We start from the raw sequence: 17084 nt of genomic DNA, 5'->3' as shown, positions 1-17084 counted from the left end.
CGCGGGCAAGAAAAAACCGGTCCGTCTGCTGACGGACCGGCATTCTCCGGGTGGGCGATACTGGGTTCGAACCAGTGACCTCTTCGGTGTGAACGAAGCGCTCTCCCACTGAGCTAATCGCCCGGGAACGCACTGAACAATACAGGTCCGGGCGCCTTTCCTTCAAACCGCTTGCAGACGGGCCGCGAGGCCGCGCCGCCCGGCGCGCATCATCAGGGCGTGATTGAGCCGGAACAGTGGACGTCCGGGGACGGCGAGGCGCCGCAGCAGGGCTTTGTGGACGTCGACCTCCTGGTCGTAGCGGACCCGTGTGCCGGCGGGGGTGGCCGTGAGCATCCAGCGCGCCCAGCCGTCCAGGTCCCCGCTCATGGCGATCTCCAGGACCCCGGCCGCCGGGTCGTTGCGCCGCTCCCGTGCGGTGACGACCAGGTCGTACGGCAGGAAGGACCGGAAGCGGACGATGCCGCTTCGGTCGTCCAGCGGTGTCACCTCGCGCACCTGCGGCCACCACAGCGGATAGTCCTCGGCCCGTTCCAGGGCGGCGAAGACGCCGGTGGGCGCGCCGGGCAGTTCCCAGACGCTGCGGAAGCGGTAATGGCACCAGTCCATGGGCAGCAGTCTGCCGGACGCACCGGGACCCGTACCGGATCTGAGTACGTTCTGAGTATCCGCACCCATGCCGCGCGGTGTGCCGCGGACCACACTCCCTGGCATGACGAACATTCCGCCTCCTGCCGAGGAGCTCCGCATCCTCGACATGGAGCTGCGCCAACTGGAGGCGCGCAGGACGCAGTTGCTGCAGCGCCGGGCCTGGCTGCTCGGTGTCCTGCGCGCGGCGGTCCCGGCCGGGCCGCCCCCTCGTCCGGCCGGGCCGCCCGCCCCCGACGCCACGCCGCCGAGCGTGCAGAACGTCCTGCTCGCGCTGGGCGGGGTGCTCCTGACGGTCGCCGCGATCGCGTTCACGGTGGTGAGCTGGGGCCATCTGGGGATCGGCGGCCGCAGCGCGGTCCTGGGCGCGGTGACGCTCGGCGCGCTCGGCACGCCCGCGTTCCTGCTGCGGCGCTCGCTGCGCTCGACGGCGGAGGCGGTGGCGGGCCTCGGCCTCGCGCTGACCGTCCTCGACGCGTACGCGCTGCGCTACCTCGCACTCCCGGACGTGAGCGCCTTCGGGTACGCGGCCGTCACCTCCGCGGTTCTGGCCGCGGTCTGGGCCGCGTACGGCCTGCTGCTCCGGGAGCTGCGCCTGGCGCTGCCGACGGCGGTCGTGACGGCGCAACTCCCCCTGGTCCTGTGGGCGGGGGCAGCGCACGCAGGTGCGTACGTGATGACGGCCGCGCTGCTCGTGACGGCGGCCTTCGACGCGGCGCTCGCGCTGTGGGCGGGGATCCGTTCGGTGCGTGTCGTCGCCACGGCCGGCGCCGGTGTGCTGGGGCTGTGGGGTGCGGCGAGCGCCGGCTGGCTCTCCGTCCAGGCCTCGGGTCCTGGCGGGGCGGCTCGCGCGGGCGTGCTGCTGCTGTTCGCCGCGGGGATCGCGCTGGCGGTCGCGCGGTGGGCGAAGGGCGCCGAGGTGGTGAGCGGTGCGGCCGGTGCGTGCGGTCTGCTGGTGGTGGCCGCTTCGGGCGGGGTGCTGCGGACCGTGCTGCCCGCGGCGTGGACGGTGCCGGCGTATCTCGCGTGCGGCATGGCGCTGTTGGCCGTCGTCCGCACCTCACTGCCGTGGACGCTGCGGCGCGGGGTCCTCGCGGCGTCCGCCGTGGTGCAGGGAATCGCGGTGCTGTGGGCGCTGCCGGTCGCGGCGATCGCTCTCCTCGGCCCGTTCGGCTGGGGGACCCGTGTCTGGTCGGGTGCGCCCGGCGACGCCCGGTCGGCGCTGCTGCTCGAACTGCCGCTCGCGCACCCGCTCATGGCCCCGCTTGTGCTCGGCGCCGTCGCCGCCGTGCTCGGCGTGACGGCCGGACCGCTGGGCGAGTCGGCGCGGCGGGCGGCACGGTACGGCGCGCCGGTGCTCCTGTGGTCCGCGGCGGTGGCGCTGCCGGCCGCGCTCCGCCTTCCGTACGGGGCCGGGGTGGCGGCCCAGCTCCTGTCGACCGCCGTCCTCCTCGCCGTGGCCGCGCGTGCCACGTCGGCCGTTCCCGCGGTGACCGCTTCGGTCCTCGCGCTGGTGTCGTCGGCGAGCGTCGCGTTCCTGTCGCTGGCCACCACGACGGCCACCCTCACCGCACTCGGCGTGCTGACGGCGCTGCACCTCTCGGCCTGTGTGCGCCTGGCACGGGCAGGGGCGCCCGCTCCGGGCACGGCCGCGCTCGCCGCCTGCGCCTCCCTGGCCTCCGCCACCGCGCTGGTCTGCGCCTCGGGGGCCGCGTGGGGCCTGCGTCCCGAGCACATCGGGCTGCTCTCGCTGCTGGTGCCGGCGCTTGCGGCCGCGGCCGCGGCCCGTCTCGGTACGCATCCTCTGACGCCGCCCGTGGAGGTCATGGCGGCCGTCTCCGGAGCCGTCGCGGTCGTCCTCGCCGCGGGGGACGCCCCGATGCTGGCGCTGGTCCTGGCGCTCTGCGGGGTCATCGCGTCCGGCACCGCGCTGCGGGCGGACCGCCGTTCCGTCGGGTACGCGGCCGGGGTGCTGTTCGTCCTGGCGAGCTGGGTGCGCCTGGCGTCGTGGGAGGTGTCGGCCCCGGAGGCGTACACCCTGCCGGTGACCGTCCCCGCGCTCCTCATCGGGTGGCTGCGGCGGCGCCGCGACCCGGCGGCCTCCTCCTGGACGGCCTACGGTCCGGGCCTCGCGGTGACGCTGCTCCCGAGCCTCGCGGCCGCCTGGAGCGACGTGCACTGGCAGCGTCCGCTGCTGCTCGGCACGGCGGCCCTCGCCCTGACGCTGGTGGGCGCCCACCACCGGCTGCGCGCCCCGCTGGTCCTCGGCGGCACGGTCCTCGCCCTGGACGCGCTGCACGAACTCGCCCCGTACATCGTGCAGGTCGTGGACGCGCTTCCCCGCTGGCTGCCACCCGCGCTCGCGGGTCTGCTGCTGCTCGCGGTCGGCGCCACGTACGAGCAACGCCTGCGCGACGCACGCCGGTTCCGGAATGTCCTGAACCGAATGCACTGATTACCGGCCGCCGACCGCCGCGGAACATGTGGACCCGTCAATTCCCTTAAAGGGCGCGGGAATACGAGAACGGCCCGGAGGCTCAATAGCCTCCGGGCCGTAATCCGGGGTGGGCGATACTGGGTTCGAACCAGTGACCTCTTCGGTGTGAACGAAGCGCTCTCCCACTGAGCTAATCGCCCCGGGCGCAGGAAGAACATTACCGCATGTCAGCGGGTGCTCCCGACCGCCCAGGAGCCGACGGTCACTCCTTGATCTTCCACGGCATCGTGATGCCGAACTTCCACACGTAGACGGCGACGAGCACCGCGACGATCACGAGGCCGATCGTGGTCAGGATGATGTTGCGGCGGCGCACCTTCGGGTCGAGTGCGCGCTGTGCCGCCTCGGTGACCTTGCGTTTCGTCCAGCGCAGCACCAGCTGGGCCCAGACGAACTCGGTCGCCCAGATCGCCATGCCGCCGAAGATCACCAGCCAGCCGGGGCCCGGCAGCGGCAGCATGATGATGCCCGCGACGACGACCGCGAGACCGACGATGAAGACGCCCACCTGCCAGCTCAGGTGCAGCATCCTGCGGGACTGGACGTACTGCGGAGCCCGCGAGCCGAGCGGCGGTTCGGACGTGGCTCCGGCGGTCGGATCCGTGACCCCCGCCGAATCGTTACTCCCCGTATTCATGCGGCCAAACCCTACCGGACGGAAACCCATCACCGGAATGGGTGCACAAGCGGATGGGACAATCCGCCATACGGGGCGTCTAAAGACACGCAAATCCCTCAGAGGGGTTTACAACGGCACCGTAGGTGGCATGTCGATTTCGCCGACGTGCGAATCCCCGAGCGCACACTGAGCGAAAGGCCCTGGCGCTTATGAACACCACGGTCAGCTGCGAGCTGCACCTGCGCCTCGTTGTGTCGAGCGAGTCCTCACTGCCTGTTCCCGCAGGACTGCGGTATGACACGGCCGATCCCTATGCCGTGCACGCCACCTTCCACACCGGAGCCGAGGAAACCGTCGAGTGGGTGTTCGCCCGCGACCTCCTCGCCGAGGGCCTGCACCGGCCCACCGGTACCGGCGACGTCCGAGTCTGGCCGTCCCGGAGCCACGGTCAGGGCGTCGTATGCATCGCCCTGAGCTCCCCGGAGGGCGAGGCTCTGCTCGAGGCCCCGGCGCGGGCCCTGGAATCCTTTCTCAAGCGAACGGACGCAGCCGTGCCACCCGGTACGGAACACCGCCACTTCGACCTCGACACGGAGCTCTCCCACATCCTTGCCGAGAGCTGAGCGCCGCCCGGCGCGTCGAGAACCGCCACGCCGTCCGACTCGGGGCGACGGCGCAAGCAGTGACGACACAACGACACAAGGCGAACAGATGCAGCACCGGCGCCGTCGCCGCGGGTTTCCCGCGACGACGGCGCCGGTGCGTCCCGTGGCGGAGCCGCTAGCATCGGCCAGCATCGGCGGGCACCGGCCCGACCCCCAGGCCAGGGAGCAAATCGTGCTGATCACCCACGACACCCGGTGTTCTCTCGACGCCGTGGTCGATCTGGTGAACACCGCACCGGAGACGAACGGCACGGACGGGCTCGCGAACGTGGCGGCGCTCGGTGATTTCGTACGAAACCACGACGTGAGCGACGTCGGGACGCTCTCGGAGGGCGACCTCGCCGACGTGCACCGCATCCGCGCCCGCTTCGGCGAGGTCTTCGCGCACCCCGAACCGCAGGCCGCCTCCACGATCCTCAACGACCTGATCGCGCGGGCCGGCACCACGCCGCGCCTCACGGACCACGACGGTTACGACTGGCACATCCACTACTTCGCACCCGGTGCGTCCGTCGCGGACCACCTGGCGGCCGACTGCGGGATGGCCCTCGCGTTCTTCGTGGTCGCGGGCGAGCAGGAGCGGCTGCGGCGCTGCGAAGCCCCGGACTGCCGCCACGCCTTCGTCGACCTCTCGCGCAACCGTTCGCGCCGCTACTGCGACAGCCGCACCTGCGGCAACCGCCTGCACGTCGCCGCGTACCGCGCCCGCCGCAAGGAGGCCTCGGGGCAGAGCGTCCCCTAGAGCAGCAGCAGGTCGTGGAGCGTGGCCACCAGAATCAGGGTGCTGATCACCGCCAGGAAGATCATCAAGGGTGGCTGGGAGAGGGCGTAGAGGCATCCCTGCCGCTCCTCGTCACCGTGGGGCCGCTCCGCTTCGCCGTCGGTGGCGTGCCGCTCCGCGGCCGCAGGTCGTCGCTCATGGGCCGGTGCCGTGTGTCCGCCGTCGTCCGACGGAGCGGCATCGCCCTCTGTGGTGGTGTCAAGCATCTCGTCGTGATGATGACGCAGCCGCGGGCAGGTTGCCGACCAACACGCCCGATCGGGGCGGGAGTTCGCCGGAACCCGTGAACAGGGAAAACTCCAGCTTCGGGCCCGTTCCACCGCTCGCTCAGGGGCACTTCGTCCGCGCTGCCGGGCCGCCCCGTCCGTACCCGAACGAGGGATCCGAGCAGGCCGCACGCCGCGAGGCAGTGGCGGCGGTGCCAACGGCGGTGATGGTGGCAGGGGCGGCGGTGAAGCGGTGGCCGCCGTCAGATGCCGTGCTTCTTCAGGATGGCCTCGATGTCGCTGAAGTCCTCCGCGGGCGCGGCCGACTGCGGCTTGGCCGCGGGCCGGGCCGCGCTCTGCCGGGTGCTGCCGCCGAGCGAGGGTGCCGAGGCGGCCGGGGCGACCGCCTCGCGCTGGGCGGCCTTCGCGGCCTTGCGCTCCTTGCGGGTTCCGCCGGTGCGACGCTCCACGGCGCGCGTGCCCAGGAACATCAGCCAGGCCGCGCCGAGCACGCCGAAGCCGACCCATGCCTTGAAGCTGAACGCCGTGTCCGCCGCCCACCCCACGACTCCCGTCAGCACCAGGCCTATCGGAACCAGTGAGTACGCGGCGAGGCGGGCCGCGGAGAGGAGGCGCTTGCGGTAGGCCATGACCGCGGCGATGCCGAGCCCGGCCGCGGACACGGCGGAACAGACGGTCTCGGCAATCATCCGGTCCTCCAGGCATGCAGGCGTACGTCGGGAAAAGACGCTGTCGTCCCTTCCATGCTGCACCGGGTGGGCGCCGCTGAGCCATGTCCGGAGCGGACCTCAGGGACATTTCCGGGTCATCTAGGGGTCGCGCCTCCTCCGCAGGTGCCGGTCGGTGAGGCGCCGTCCCGGTTGGGGGGTGGATCCGCGGGCTGGGAGACTGTGCCCATGAGCGACTCCCCTGCCGACCGCCCCGCCCGTCCCGTCGTCATCGACGTCTGGTGCGAGCTGCAGTGCCCCGACTGCCGTACCGCCCTCGACGACGTGCGCGCCCTGCGCGCCCGCTACGGCGACCGCGTCGAGCTGCGCCTGCGGCACTTCCCCCTCGAGAAGCACAAGCACTCCTTCGCCGCCGCCCAGGCCGCCGAGGAGGCGTTCGAGCAGGGCAAGGGGTGGCCGTACGTGGAGGCAGCACTGGCCGGGGTCGAGAAGCTCGACCGCGAGGGCGAGGCCCACCTGGTGGACACGGCCCGCGAACTCGGTCTGGACGCGGAGGAGTTCGACACCGCCCTGATCGACGGCCGGCACATCCTGATCGTCGACGCCGATCAGGCCGAGGGCAAGGCCATCGGCGTCACCGGCACCCCCACGTACGTCGTCGGCGGCGAGCGCCTGGACGGCGGCAAGAGCCAGGAGGGGCTGCGCGAGCGCGTCGAGGAGATCACCGACCGGCTTCTCGCGGCGGACACCTCCTCCTAGACGCGTTCTCCCGGACGCCTCCTCCTAGAGGAGCGGTTTCCAGAAGTAGTACGACGCCGGTTCGTAGCCGAGCGAGGCGTACAGGCGCAGGGCCGGGGTGTTGTCGGCGAGGACGTTGAGGCCGATGCGGTCGCGGCCCGCCACCAGGTGGCCCTGCGCCTCCGCGAGGTGCATCAGGGACCGCCCGTGCCCGTGCCCGCGGTGCTCGGCATGGACCGCGACGTCGTAGACGAACGCGTCGCCGTCGGCCACGGAGAGCCACAGCGTGCCCACCTGGGTGCCGCGATGCATGAGAACGCTCAGCCATGTGTCGGGCGTCGCGACGCCGTTCGGGAGGGCCCGGGCGTGGTCGGCCTCGGCCTTGGCGCGCGCCTCGTCCTCGGGGAGGCCGCGGTCCGTCCAGGTGCTCGCGTAGAGCTCCTTCGCGCGCACCAGCCACGGTCCGGCCTCGGCCTCGGTCATCGGCCGCCCCTCGGTACCGACGGGCAGCGTGGGCACCGGGTCCGTCAGCGGCTTCGTCAGGCGGCGGCTCCGCTCCACGTAGCCGAGCGCCGTGACGAGCCGCAGCGCCGCCGCCGCGTCGGCGGGGACGGTCGCCTCGATGCGCGCACACCCCCAGCCGCGCGCCACTTCCTCGGCGGCCAGCGCCGCGACCGTGCCGCGGCCGCGCCTGCGGTCCGGCTCCGCGATCCGCAGATCGTGGAGGCGGCAGACGCGGGGGCCGAAGACCTCGTGCGTGGCGAGGCCTATGGACCCCACGGGACGGCTGTTGACGCAGACGTCGTACGTGCGCGCCTTGGCGCCGTCGGCGCCCTGCTGAAGCGGCCCGGTCGGCCGCAGGGTCGTGGTCATCCCTCTGGTTCTACCCGTCCCCGGCCCGTACCGTCACCGAGGTTTCCCCGGACTTAGGGATCCAGGTCGTCGGCGGCACGCTCGTCGAAGATCCGCATCGCCTTGGCGGTCACCGGGCCCGGCGCGACGGAAAGTTCGCGGTCGTCGACGCGGTGCACGCCCTGGACGTCGCGCAGCGTCGACGTCAGGAAGACCTCGTCGGCGCGCTCGAGGACGTCCAGCGGCAGGTCGGTCTCGCGTGCGCCCGTCCACTCGACGGCCAGCGCGCGCGTGATGCCCGCGAGGCAGCCGGAGGCGACCGGCGGGGTGTGGATCTCGCCGTCGAGCACGACGAAGACGTTGGAGCCGGTGCCCTCGCAGAGCTGTCCGACGGTGTTGGCGAAGAGGGCTTCCGTGGCGCCGTGTTCGTGCGCGCGGGCCAGGGCCACGACGTTCTCCGCGTACGAGGTGGTCTTCAGGCCGGTCAGCGCGCCGCGTTCGTTGCGGGTCCACGGCACGGTGATCACCGCGGTGGTGTCGGGACGCCGCTTGGTCTCGCCGAGGGCGACGACGAGCGTGGTGCCCTGGTCGCCCCGGTCGGAGCCGAGCGGTGAGAGGCCGCCGGTGTACGTGATCCGGAGCCGCCCGAGCGGGAGCGGATTGGCGTCGAGGACGGCGGCGCAGGCGTGGCGCACCTCGTCGAGGTCCGGCTCGGGCAGTCCGAGGCCGCGCGCCGACCGCGCGAGCCGGGCCAGGTGGCGGGTCAGGGCGAAGGTGCGGCCCTCGACCGACTTCACCGTCTCGAAAATGCCGTCGCCCACCGTCAGCCCGTGGTCGAGCACGGAGACGCGGGCGTCGTCGAGGTCCTGCAGCCCGCCATTGAGCCAGATCTTCACGTGGGGATTCCTTCGCTCGCTTCGTACGTGCCCGACGCTACCGCCAGCAGGCGCGCGGCCTTCAGCTCGGTCTCCCGCCACTCCCCCTCGGGGTCCGAGCCCCAGGTGATGCCCGCTCCGGTCCCGAAGCGCAGGGCGCCCTCGTCCCTGTCGATCCAGAAGGTACGGATCCCCACGGCGAGCTCTCCTGTCCCCCGGTCGGCGTCGACCCAGCCGATGCCGCCGCAGTAGGGGCCGCGGGGCGCCGTTTCCAGCTCGTCGATGATCCGCAGGGCGCTGGACTTGGGGGCGCCGGTGACGGAGCCCGGCGGGAACGCCGCGTCGAAGAGGTCCGGCCAGCCCGCTCCGGCGCGCAGCTCGCCGGCGACGGTGGAGACGAGGTGGACGAGTCCGGGGTGCTTCTCCACCACGCAGAGGTCGGGGACGGTGACGGAGCCGGTGGCGCAGACGCGTCCGAGGTCGTTGCGGACGAGGTCCACGATCATGACGTTCTCCGCGTAGTCCTTCTCCAGGAGGTCCGCCTCGGTGCGGCCCGTGCCCTTGATGGGGCCCGACTCCACGTGGCGCCCGTCGCGGCGCAGGAACAGCTCGGGAGAGGCGGTGGCGAGCTCCACGCCGTGCTCCGGCAGCCGAATCGTTCCCGCGTACGGGGCGGGGTTCCCGCGCGCGAGGAGGGAGGTGAGGGCGTCCACGTCGGCGTCGGCGGGGACGGGCGCGGACAGGACGCGACAGAGGTTGGCCTGGTAGACCTCGCCGGCGGCTATGTACGCGCGTACCCGCCGCACGCCTTCCGTGTACGCGGCGCGGTCGAGGGACGACGTCCAGTCCCCGGCGGCCGGGCCGTGCCAGCCGCCCGGCACGGGGGCGGGCACGGCTTCCTCGCGCACGTCGTCGAAGCGGGCGCAGACCGTGCCGCCCTCGAAATCCGCGGACACGGCCCAGAAGCCGGTGGAGTCCAGGGCCGCGGGATCGCTGGTCACGTCGCGCAGCCCGGTGGCCACGAGACGGCCGAAGCGCGCCATGGGAGGGAGCGCGGGAGACGATGTCAGAGGGGGGTTGTGCACGGCTGCGAGTCTATGACCGGTGTGCCGACGGCGCCCCGGACCAGGGACAGCGCAGCACGCTGCGCAAACGCGTTTTTGTACTGGCCCAGGAATCCGCTAGAGTTCAACACGTCGCCGGGACGCGCAAGCGGAACGGGAAAGACAAGCGGACGTAGCTCAGTTGGTAGAGCGCAACCTTGCCAAGGTTGAGGTCGCCAGTTCGAACCTGGTCGTCCGCTCGCAGGAAAGTGGGGGATCTTCCCGAACCCTCATACTCCTGGTGGAGTGGCCGAGAGGCGAGGCAACGGCCTGCAAAGCCGTCTACACGGGTTCAAATCCCGTCTCCACCTCCAAGGACGATTAGCTCAGCGGGAGAGCGCTTCCCTGACACGGAAGAGGTCACTGGTTCAATCCCAGTATCGTCCACTGGATCTTCGAGAAGATCATCTTCGTGAAGGTCGTCCCGCGCGATTAGCTCAGCGGGAGAGCGCTTCCCTGACACGGAAGAGGTCACTGGTTCAATCCCAGTATCGCGCACGCAGTACGCAGCACACGCAGGTTCACCTGCGCGATTAGCTCAGCGGGAGAGCGCTTCCCTGACACGGAAGAGGTCACTGGTTCAATCCCAGTATCGCGCACCATCCACACGAAGCCCCGGCCGTCTCCACGGCCGGGGCTTCGTCGTGTGTCGCTTTGGCTTACGACGAGAAGAGCATGTGCCCGAAGCTCTTGTGACGCTGGTGGCCGTAGTGGCCGCCGTGAGTGCCGTGGCCGCCGTGCGGGGCGCCCCAGGCGGGGGCCGGGGCCGCGGGGTAACCCTGGGGGGCGGCCGGCGGGACGGGCGGGGGCGGGGCCTGCTGGCCCCACTGGGCCTCCAGGCGGGTCAGGGACTCCAGCTCGCCGTAGTCCAGGAATATCCCGCGGCAGCCGCTGCACTGCTCGATCTGGACGCCATTGCGGTTGTACGTGTGCATAGGTGCGTGACACTTGGGGCACTGCATGGAACGGCTCAACTCCTCGCCGGTGGTGACTGCTTCGCCGGGAGACTGCCCGGCTTCGGTGCGTTGCACCCTACTTCGTGGTGTCCGGGGCCAACTCCGGCGGGCGGACCTCGACTCCACTCATGCGCGCACAGGCGTCCACCAGGGCTTGCTCGACTTCGTCCAGGGCGCGGTCGGCCGCGACGGCCTTGGTGATCGCGAGTGCCGCGGTCTGCACGGTCAGGGCGCGGGCGGGGACGTCGAGGGCGGGCCAGGGGTCGGCGCCATCGACGGGGACGGCCGGACCGCGGGCGTTCCGATAGGCGTCCAGGAAACGGGCCCACTCCTCCGGGGAGAGCAGCCCGCACGCGAACCAGGCGGCGGGACGGGCCAGGTCCCACGCGGGGTCGCCCGCCCCCAGGTCGTCCACGTCGATGAGCAGCCAGTGCCCGTCGGGGGCGCGCACGAGCTGCCCCAGGTGGAGGTCGCCGTGGCAGAGGGCGTGGGGGCCGGGTGCGGGGGCTTCGTCGCGGGCCCAGGGCGGCAGGCCCGCCCAGGCCCGCAGGACCGGAGGCGCGGCGGGGTGCGGACCGGCGGCGCGCAGCCGCGCCACGGCACGGGCGGCCTTGGCGGGCCCGCGCATGGGCGGGAGCGCATGGGGCAGCGGGGCGGCGTGGAGCCGGGCGAGGAGGGCGCCGGCGGCTTCCCAGGGGGCGGAGTCGGGATCGTCGCGGTCGACGGGGGTTCCGTAGGGCCAGAAGGTGACGAGTCGGCCGTGGAGGCGGGTCACGCCGGGCGCGGAGGGCGCGAGGAGGATTCCGGGCATCCGGGCGGCCACGTCGAGCCGTACGGCGAGGTCCGCGAGGTCGGTGTCCACGGCGTGCGCCTTGGCGACGACGTCCCCGTGCCGGACGACGCCGGCATCCGCCCGGTCCGCGAGCACGGCGTCCCTGTCCCCGCAGACACAGGACCCACCGGACCTCCGATGGGCAACGGCACGGGCGGAGTCGGCAAGAGCGGCAAGAACGGCGGCGGTCACGGAACTCCGTAGGTCGAGAGGAACACGCCCGAAGCGTACGCACCCGGGCGAGGCCCGGGCTCACGTCTCCCGTCACCGTTCCGCCCCTCTGGCCGCCCCGGGGAGCCGGGGCAGCCAGAGGGGCAGCTCCGGGCGCCCTGCGCGCGGCAAGGCGAGCTACTGGCGGGACAGGGTGAATGGGGCAACTGGATCGCGAGGCGCAGCGGTGAACCCGCAGGGCGTCCCGCTCCGAGGCCCCCGTCAAGGAACCCCCGGCGTACCCGGCGAGGTGACTTTCCGACGTGCCAGGTGCCGGGGTGGCCCCGGCCGCCGACGTGCCCGGCAAGGCGAGCCGTCGGCAGGCCAGGTGCAGAGGTGCTCCTCACATGCCAGGCACAGCGGTGAACCCGTAGGGCGTCCCGCTCCGAGGGCCCGTCAAGGGGCACCCGGTCTCCCCTGGCGAGGTGACTTTCCGACGTGCCAGGCGCCGGGGTGGGCCCATAGGACACACCCGGCGAAGCGCGCTTCTCGCGTGTCGGGGCAGGGGTGGACCCGTAGGGCGCCCCGCTCCGGAGCCCGCGAGGGGGGGGCGGCCCCCCCTCGCGTGCGTGCGCGGCACGGTGGGCCTGTCGTGGGCCGGGGCTGGGGTAGGAACGGTGGGTGCCCCGCCAGACGTGGCAATGCCCGCGCAGCTCCCCAGCTGCGCGGGCATTCTGCCGTCCGCCGCACCCCCGTCCCCACGGGGTTTCATGGCCGGATGTCCCCGCCCGGACCGCTCTTCCGGGCCTGGGGCGCCGCTCAGCGCCCCAGCATCACGCCCACGGACGACGCTTGTGTGACCACTGCTTCCCAGCCGCCGAAGACGACCACGAGCAGGGCTGCCAGGGGGAGGACCATGGCCGTCGCCACCAGAGGGTGGCGCGTGCCGGACGGGCGGACGCCGAACGCGGAGAACCTGCGCCCTTGCGTGCGGATCATGGTCCGCGGTGCCGTGTCCGCCATGATTCCTCTCCTGACCGCTTCGATGTGGTTTTGGCAAGCGGCGAGTGTCTGACCTCGGGGGACGAGTGCTACACCCGCCGCTTGACCTCAAATCTAGGTCCGCGCGACCTGCCGGGCGTCATGCCCTCGTACCGATTGCCTGGCCTCCCGGAGGATGACCGATCGACGCGCACGTACTCCCGTGGGTGGAGATGGGGGCCTAGGACGTGGTCCTAGGACTCGGGGAAGACCCTGAGGGGGCGGCCCTGACCTCGGAGGAGTCCTCCCGGGGGACCGGTTGCTCGACCAGGGCCAGGACCCGCGTGGCCATGAACCGTGCCGTGCGGACCACCGAGCCACTACGGGTGACTTCGCTCACTTCCACCACTCCCCTGCGCACCGCCGTCTCCACCCGGCGACCCGCCCTGCTCGCCACCACTTCGTACGTCCGGGTCGTGTCACCGGCATCCACGACTATCTCCACGCGATCACCCTTCACGGGATCAATCCCCCTTCAGTGATGGTCGGTTGGGGTACGGGGTGGCGACAACGGCCCCGGCTTCCCCGCCCCCTGACCACTCTTCAAGTTTCCCACCCGGCACTGACAATCGATCGCCCCGCGAGGGCGCGGCCTCTGCACGTGCCCGGCCGCGGAAACGTAAGCTGTGGCTCGTCAGACGGACCGGGTAGCGGGGATGGACATGGCGATGATGCGGCTCCGGCGCGAGGACCCGCGTGTCGTCGGCTCGTTCAGGTTGCACAGGCGCCTGGGCGCCGGCGGCATGGGGGTCGTCTATTTGGGGTCGGACCGGCGGGGGCAGCGCGTCGCCCTCAAGGTGATCCGGCCCGACCTGGCGGAGGATCAGGAGTTCCGGTCGCGGTTCGCCCGCGAGGTCTCCGCGGCCCGCCGCATCCGCGGCGGCTGCACCGCGCGGCTCGTCGCCGCCGACCTCGACGCGGACCGGCCGTGGTTCGCCACGCAGTACGTCCCCGGGCCCTCGCTGCACGACAAGGTCGCCGCCGAGGGCCCGCTCTCCGCGGCCGACGTGGCCGTGGTCGGTTCGGCTCTCGCCGAGGGGCTCGTGGCCGTGCACGAGGCCGGTGTCGTACACCGTGACCTCAAGCCGTCCAACATTCTGCTGTCCCCCAAGGGGCCGCGGATCATCGACTTCGGGATCGCGTGGGCCACCGGCGCCTCGACGCTGACGCACGTCGGGACGGCCGTAGGCTCCCCCGGCTTCCTCGCTCCCGAGCAGGTGCGCGGCGCCGCCGTCACCCCCGCCACCGACGTCTTCGCGCTCGGCGCCACGCTCGCCTACGCGGGCATGGCGGACTCGCCCTTCGGACACGGCAGTTCCGAGGTCATGCTGTACCGGGTGGTCCACGAGGAGGCGCAGCTGCACGGCGTGCCCGACGCGCTCGCGCCGCTCATCAGGGCCTGCCTGGCCAAGGACCCGGAGGAACGGCCCAGCACGCTGCAGCTGTCGCTGCGGCTGAAGGAGATCGCCGCCCGCGAGGCGCAGGGGATCAGCGACGTCCGGCCGCCCGCACCCCGCCAGGACCACGACCGGCCCACCGGCCGGCTCGCCGAGAGCTACCTGGACGAGCGCACACAGCGGCGTGCCGCCCCCGGCTCCACTCCCCCGCCCCGGTCCGGGGCGTCCCGGACGGCGGCGCCGCGGACCGGTCCTTCGCGGACCGGCTCGTCCCGGACGGGCGGCTCTCGTACCGGATCGTCGCGGACCGGATCGTCGCGGACCGGATCGTCGCGGACCGGGGCCTCCCGGCCCGGTGCCTCGCGCTCCGGCTCCCGGCCCTCGGGGCCCCGCAACACGACGCGCGGTGGCTCGGGACGTCCGGGTCCGCGGACCACGGGAACGGGACGCAGGGGTCCCGCCAATCCGCGGCTGCTGCGTCAGCGGATCTTCGTGTTCGTGGTCGTGACGCTGCTGGTGGCACTCGGCATCGCGGCGGCGCAGGGGTGTCAGGGACCCGCGCGGAGCCTCGGTGACACGGGCGTACACCAGCAGCAGCAACAGCAGCAGTCACAGAGTGGGGCGGTCGAGACGGGGCAGGACGGCGCCCGCGGCTGATCAGAGGTGCGGGCGGCCCGTCGCCACCGCGTAGAACGCGACCGCCGCCGCCGCGCCCACGTTGAGCGAGTCCACGCCGTGGGCCATCGGGATGCGGACCCATTCGTCGGCGGCGACCAGCGCCTGCGTGGAGAGGCCGTCGCCCTCCGCGCCGAGCATCAACGCGACGCGGTCCATGCGGTGCGGCGCCGCCTCGTCCAGTGACTTGGCCTTCTCGTCGGGGGTGAGGGCGAGCAGGTTGAAGCCCGACTCGCGCACTCCCTCCAGACCCTTGGGCCAGGACTCGAGCCGGGCGTACGGGACCGAGAAGACGGCGCCCATCGAGACCTTCACCGAGCGGCGGTACAACGGGTCCGCGCAGTCCGGGGAGAGCAGCACCGCGTCCATGCCGAGCGCGGCGGCCGAGCGGAAGATCGCACCGATGTTGGTGTGGTCGTTGACCGCCTCCATGACGACCACCCGGCGGGTCGTCGCGAGGAGCTCGTCGGCGGTGGGCAGCGGCTTGCGCTGCATGGAGGCGAGGGCGCCGCGGTGCACGTGGTATCCGGTGACCCGCTCGGCGAGGTCGGGGCTGACCGCGTACACCGGGGCCGGGAGTTCGTCGATGACGTCGCGCATGACGTCGACCCACTTCGCCGAGAGCAGCATCGAACGCATTTCGTACCCGGCGTCCTTGGCCCGTCTGATGACCTTCTCGCCCTCCGCGATGAACAGCCCCTCGGCCGGTTCGCGCTTGCGGCGCAGCTCTACGTCGGTCAGGCCTGTGTAGTCGCGCAGGCGCGGGTCGTCGGGGTCGTCGACGGTGATGAGATCAGCCACAGGGTGATACTGCCTTGTCCTGGGTGTGGTGCCAACGGCTGCGGACCGGTTCCGTTACCGCTGGTTACTTGGAGGTGGGAGGGACGGGCGCTACGCGAGGGGCTCGGGGCCGACCTTCACGACGTCGCCGATGACGATGACGGCGGGGGGCTTCACCTCGTGGGTGCGGACCGCTTCGGCGACCGTGCCGAGCGTCGCGTCGACGCGGCGCTGGGCGGCCGTGGTGCCCTCCTGGATCAGGGCGAGCGGGGTGTCGGCCGCCTTGCCGTGGGCGATCAGGGCCGCCGCGATCTTGCCGATCTTGTCGACGCCCATGAGGATCACGAGGGTGCCGCGCAGCTTGGCGAGGGACTCCCAGTCGACCAGGGAGCGTTCGTCGTCCGGCGCCACGTGGCCGCTGACCACCGTGAACTCGTGGGCGACGCCGCGGTGGGTGACGGGGATGCCGGCCGCCGAGGGGACCGAGATCGAGCTGGAGATGCCGGGTACGACGGTGCAGGTGATGCCCGCTTCGGCGAGTGCCTGGAGCTCCTCCATGCCGCGGCCGTAGACGTAGGGGTCGCCGCCCTTCAGGCGGACGACGGCCTTGCCCTGCTTGGCGTGCTCGATCAGGGCGTTGTTGATCGCCTCCTGGGCCATGAAACGGCCGTACGGGATCTTGGCGGCGTCGATGATCTCGACGTGCGGCGGCAGCTCGTCCAGGAGGTCGCGGGGGCCGAGCCGGTCGGCGATGACGACGTCCGCGGCGGCGAGGAGGCGGCGGCCGCGGACCGTGATCAGGTCGGGGTCGCCGGGGCCGCCGCCGACGAGGGCGACGCCGGGGGTCCGGGTGCGCAGGTGCGGAGCGACGAGGCTGCCGTCGCGCAGTCCCTCGACGACCGCGTCGCGGATGGCTGCGGTGCGGCGGGGGTCGCGGTCGTTGATGTCGGAGGAGAGGACGGCGACCGTGACGCCCTCCGAGCGCCCCGTGGCCGGGGTCCACGCGGTGGCCTGCTCGGCGTCGTCGGAACGCACGCACCAGACGCGGTGGGCCTCGGCCTCCGCGGAGGCCTGGGTGTTCGCCTCCGCGTCGCTGGTGGCGATCAGGGCGTACCAGGCGTCCTGGAGGTCGCCCGTCTCGTACCTGCGCCGGATCCAGGTGAGCTCGCCCGCGTCGGCCATCGCTTCCACGGAGGGCGTGGCCGAGGGGGATACGAGGGTGATGTCCGCGCCCGCCTTGATGAGGGCCGGGAGACGGCGCTGGGCGACCTGGCCGCCGCCGAGGACGACGACACGGCGGCCTGTGAGGCGGAGGCCTACGGGGTAGGCGGGGTTTTCGGCCATGGCTCTACGGCTCCTCGTGCGGGCGGAGTCTTGCTGGTGCGGGGTACCGCTGCGGCGCTGGAGCGGCTCTTTGACGTGCGGGTTCAGTATGGCGGGGGGGGGGGGGGGGGGGTTCCCCCCCCCCCCCCCCCCCCCCCAAAAAAAAAACTCCCCCCCCCACAAACGCCCCCTCCTTCCCCCCCCCCCCCCTCCAACGACACCCCCCCTCCCCCCATCAGGCCCCCCCCTCGCAACCC

At 72.5% G+C, this 17084-nt stretch carries 18 protein-coding genes and 7 tRNA genes; 10 read left to right on the top strand and 15 right to left on the bottom strand.

The features are described 5' to 3' along the window. Positions 1-51 precede the first annotated feature (51 nt). Positions 52-123: transfer RNA gene (locus AC07DO_RS25850), tRNA-Val, on the bottom strand. A 39-nt stretch (positions 124-162) separates the two neighbouring features. After that, complete coding sequence (locus AC07DO_RS25845; protein WP_479062981.1) at positions 163-609, bottom strand: SRPBCC family protein; 447 nt, start codon at positions 607-609, stop codon at positions 163-165. A 67-nt stretch (positions 610-676) separates the two neighbouring features. On the opposite strand from AC07DO_RS25845, the gene AC07DO_RS25840 reads away from it, so the two are divergent. Continuing rightward, positions 677-3103: an SCO7613 C-terminal domain-containing membrane protein gene (locus AC07DO_RS25840; RefSeq protein WP_479062979.1), complete on the top strand. Its 2427-nt coding sequence runs from the start codon at positions 677-679 to the stop codon at positions 3101-3103. Positions 3104-3213: 110 nt separating this feature from the next. On the opposite strand, the gene AC07DO_RS25835 is transcribed toward AC07DO_RS25840, so the two are convergent. Then, positions 3214-3285: transfer RNA gene (locus tag AC07DO_RS25835), tRNA-Val, on the bottom strand. Positions 3286-3347: 62 nt separating this feature from the next. Then, positions 3348-3782, bottom strand: coding sequence for a TIGR02611 family protein (locus AC07DO_RS25830; protein ID WP_479062977.1), 435 nt, complete (start codon positions 3780-3782; stop codon positions 3348-3350). A 191-nt stretch (positions 3783-3973) separates the two neighbouring features. Between AC07DO_RS25830 and AC07DO_RS25825 the strand changes: the two genes are divergently transcribed. Then, positions 3974-4387: an SsgA family sporulation/cell division regulator gene (locus tag AC07DO_RS25825; RefSeq protein ID WP_003959770.1), complete on the top strand. Its 414-nt coding sequence runs from the start codon at positions 3974-3976 to the stop codon at positions 4385-4387. Between the two features lie 214 nt (positions 4388-4601). After that, the gene (locus tag AC07DO_RS25820) at positions 4602-5171 is read left to right on the top strand and encodes a CGNR zinc finger domain-containing protein (protein ID WP_479062975.1); all 570 of its coding nucleotides are present in this window, start codon (positions 4602-4604) and stop codon (positions 5169-5171) included. Here the strand turns inward: AC07DO_RS25820 and AC07DO_RS25815 are convergent. Both AC07DO_RS25815 and AC07DO_RS25810 read right to left on the bottom strand, forming a co-directional pair. Then, entirely contained in the window at positions 5168-5416 is a 249-nt protein-coding gene (locus tag AC07DO_RS25815) for a hypothetical protein (RefSeq protein WP_479063280.1), read from the bottom strand. The genes AC07DO_RS25820 and AC07DO_RS25815 overlap by 4 nt on opposite strands. 263 nt (positions 5417-5679) lie before the next feature. Further along, positions 5680-6126, bottom strand: coding sequence for a hypothetical protein (locus AC07DO_RS25810; RefSeq protein ID WP_479062973.1), 447 nt, complete (start codon positions 6124-6126; stop codon positions 5680-5682). A gap of 207 nt (positions 6127-6333) precedes the next feature. Here AC07DO_RS25810 and AC07DO_RS25805 point away from each other — a divergent pair, with 207 nt between their 5' ends. Beyond that, positions 6334-6864: a DsbA family protein gene (locus tag AC07DO_RS25805; RefSeq protein ID WP_479062971.1), complete on the top strand. Its 531-nt coding sequence runs from the start codon at positions 6334-6336 to the stop codon at positions 6862-6864. A 24-nt stretch (positions 6865-6888) separates the two neighbouring features. Here AC07DO_RS25805 and AC07DO_RS25800 read toward each other — a convergent pair whose 3' ends face one another. The 3 genes from AC07DO_RS25800 to AC07DO_RS25790 are packed head-to-tail and all read right to left on the bottom strand — an operon-like array spanning position 6889 to position 9613. Continuing rightward, positions 6889-7716, bottom strand: a complete 828-nt coding sequence (locus tag AC07DO_RS25800) for a GNAT family N-acetyltransferase (RefSeq protein ID WP_479062969.1) — start codon at positions 7714-7716, stop codon at positions 6889-6891. A gap of 53 nt (positions 7717-7769) precedes the next feature. Further along, entirely contained in the window at positions 7770-8591 is an 822-nt protein-coding gene (locus AC07DO_RS25795) for an aminotransferase class IV (protein WP_479062967.1), read from the bottom strand. Next, entirely contained in the window at positions 8588-9613 is a 1026-nt protein-coding gene (locus tag AC07DO_RS25790; protein WP_479062965.1) for a chorismate-binding protein, read from the bottom strand. The genes AC07DO_RS25795 and AC07DO_RS25790 overlap by 4 nt, the downstream gene beginning before the upstream one ends. A gap of 187 nt (positions 9614-9800) precedes the next feature. On the opposite strand from AC07DO_RS25790, the gene AC07DO_RS25785 reads away from it, so the two are divergent. The 5 genes from AC07DO_RS25785 to AC07DO_RS25765 all read left to right on the top strand — a co-directional run bounded on the left by AC07DO_RS25785 (position 9801) and on the right by AC07DO_RS25765 (position 10275). Next, positions 9801-9873: transfer RNA gene (locus AC07DO_RS25785), tRNA-Gly, on the top strand. A gap of 40 nt (positions 9874-9913) precedes the next feature. Then, positions 9914-9987, top strand: a tRNA-Cys gene (locus AC07DO_RS25780). Position 9988: 1 nt separating this feature from the next. Next, positions 9989-10060, top strand: a tRNA-Val gene (locus AC07DO_RS25775). A gap of 39 nt (positions 10061-10099) precedes the next feature. Further along, positions 10100-10171 (top strand) — tRNA-Val (locus AC07DO_RS25770). Positions 10172-10200: 29 nt separating this feature from the next. Next, a tRNA-Val gene (locus AC07DO_RS25765) sits at positions 10201-10275 on the top strand. A gap of 57 nt (positions 10276-10332) precedes the next feature. On the opposite strand, the gene AC07DO_RS25760 is transcribed toward AC07DO_RS25765, so the two are convergent. The 4 genes from AC07DO_RS25760 to AC07DO_RS25745 all read right to left on the bottom strand — a co-directional run bounded on the left by AC07DO_RS25760 (position 10333) and on the right by AC07DO_RS25745 (position 13112). Further along, the gene (locus tag AC07DO_RS25760) at positions 10333-10635 is read right to left on the bottom strand and encodes a TFIIB-type zinc ribbon-containing protein (protein ID WP_479062963.1); all 303 of its coding nucleotides are present in this window, start codon (positions 10633-10635) and stop codon (positions 10333-10335) included. 70 nt (positions 10636-10705) lie between these two features. Beyond that, on the bottom strand, positions 10706-11653 hold the full coding sequence (locus AC07DO_RS25755; protein ID WP_479062961.1) for a phosphotransferase: 948 nt from the start codon (positions 11651-11653) through the stop codon (positions 10706-10708). A 777-nt stretch (positions 11654-12430) separates the two neighbouring features. Continuing rightward, complete coding sequence (locus tag AC07DO_RS25750; protein ID WP_055569527.1) at positions 12431-12634, bottom strand: hypothetical protein; 204 nt, start codon at positions 12632-12634, stop codon at positions 12431-12433. Between the two features lie 199 nt (positions 12635-12833). Next, complete coding sequence (locus tag AC07DO_RS25745; protein WP_150219720.1) at positions 12834-13112, bottom strand: hypothetical protein; 279 nt, start codon at positions 13110-13112, stop codon at positions 12834-12836. 196 nt (positions 13113-13308) lie between these two features. On the opposite strand from AC07DO_RS25745, the gene AC07DO_RS25740 reads away from it, so the two are divergent. Next, complete coding sequence (locus AC07DO_RS25740; RefSeq protein WP_479063269.1) at positions 13309-14706, top strand: serine/threonine-protein kinase; 1398 nt, start codon at positions 13309-13311, stop codon at positions 14704-14706. On the opposite strand, the gene AC07DO_RS25735 is transcribed toward AC07DO_RS25740, so the two are convergent. Together AC07DO_RS25735 and cobA are read right to left on the bottom strand one after the other, a co-directional pair. Continuing rightward, positions 14707-15525 carry a TrmH family RNA methyltransferase gene (locus AC07DO_RS25735; RefSeq protein WP_479062959.1) on the bottom strand — a complete coding sequence of 273 codons (819 nt, stop codon included), beginning with the start codon at positions 15523-15525 and terminating at the stop codon, positions 14707-14709. Between the two features lie 90 nt (positions 15526-15615). Next, on the bottom strand, positions 15616-16848 hold the full coding sequence (cobA, locus tag AC07DO_RS25730) for a uroporphyrinogen-III C-methyltransferase (RefSeq protein ID WP_479062957.1): 1233 nt from the start codon (positions 16846-16848) through the stop codon (positions 15616-15618). Between the last annotated feature and the right edge of the window lie 236 nt (positions 16849-17084).

It is taken from the genome of Streptomyces sp. NPDC045678, assembly GCF_056432085.1.
The sequence above is the reverse complement of the archived record's forward strand: the minus strand, read 5'-3'. Positions and strand labels throughout refer to the sequence as shown.

Excerpts from the sequence above, each read along its gene's own strand:
- AC07DO_RS25815 (WP_479063280.1), bottom strand. The coding sequence starts at position 5,416 with ATGCTTGACACCACCACAGAGGGCGATGCCGCTCCGTCGGACGACGGC.
- AC07DO_RS25830 (WP_479062977.1), bottom strand. The coding sequence starts at position 3,782 with ATGAATACGGGGAGTAACGATTCGGCGGGGGTCACGGATCCGACCGCC.
- AC07DO_RS25800 (WP_479062969.1), bottom strand. The coding sequence starts at position 7,716 with ATGACCACGACCCTGCGGCCGACCGGGCCGCTTCAGCAGGGCGCCGAC.
- AC07DO_RS25845 (WP_479062981.1), bottom strand. The coding sequence starts at position 609 with ATGGACTGGTGCCATTACCGCTTCCGCAGCGTCTGGGAACTGCCCGGC.
- AC07DO_RS25810 (WP_479062973.1), bottom strand. The coding sequence starts at position 6,126 with ATGATTGCCGAGACCGTCTGTTCCGCCGTGTCCGCGGCCGGGCTCGGC.
- AC07DO_RS25760 (WP_479062963.1), bottom strand. The coding sequence starts at position 10,635 with ATGCAGTGCCCCAAGTGTCACGCACCTATGCACACGTACAACCGCAAT.
- cobA (WP_479062957.1), bottom strand. The coding sequence starts at position 16,848 with ATGGCCGAAAACCCCGCCTACCCCGTAGGCCTCCGCCTCACAGGCCGC.
- AC07DO_RS25750 (WP_055569527.1), bottom strand. The coding sequence starts at position 12,634 with ATGGCGGACACGGCACCGCGGACCATGATCCGCACGCAAGGGCGCAGG.
- AC07DO_RS25840 (WP_479062979.1), top strand. The coding sequence starts at position 677 with ATGCCGCGCGGTGTGCCGCGGACCACACTCCCTGGCATGACGAACATT.
- AC07DO_RS25825 (WP_003959770.1), top strand. The coding sequence starts at position 3,974 with ATGAACACCACGGTCAGCTGCGAGCTGCACCTGCGCCTCGTTGTGTCG.
- AC07DO_RS25790 (WP_479062965.1), bottom strand. The coding sequence starts at position 9,613 with ATGGCGCGCTTCGGCCGTCTCGTGGCCACCGGGCTGCGCGACGTGACC.
- AC07DO_RS25740 (WP_479063269.1), top strand. The coding sequence starts at position 13,309 with ATGGACATGGCGATGATGCGGCTCCGGCGCGAGGACCCGCGTGTCGTC.
- AC07DO_RS25805 (WP_479062971.1), top strand. The coding sequence starts at position 6,334 with ATGAGCGACTCCCCTGCCGACCGCCCCGCCCGTCCCGTCGTCATCGAC.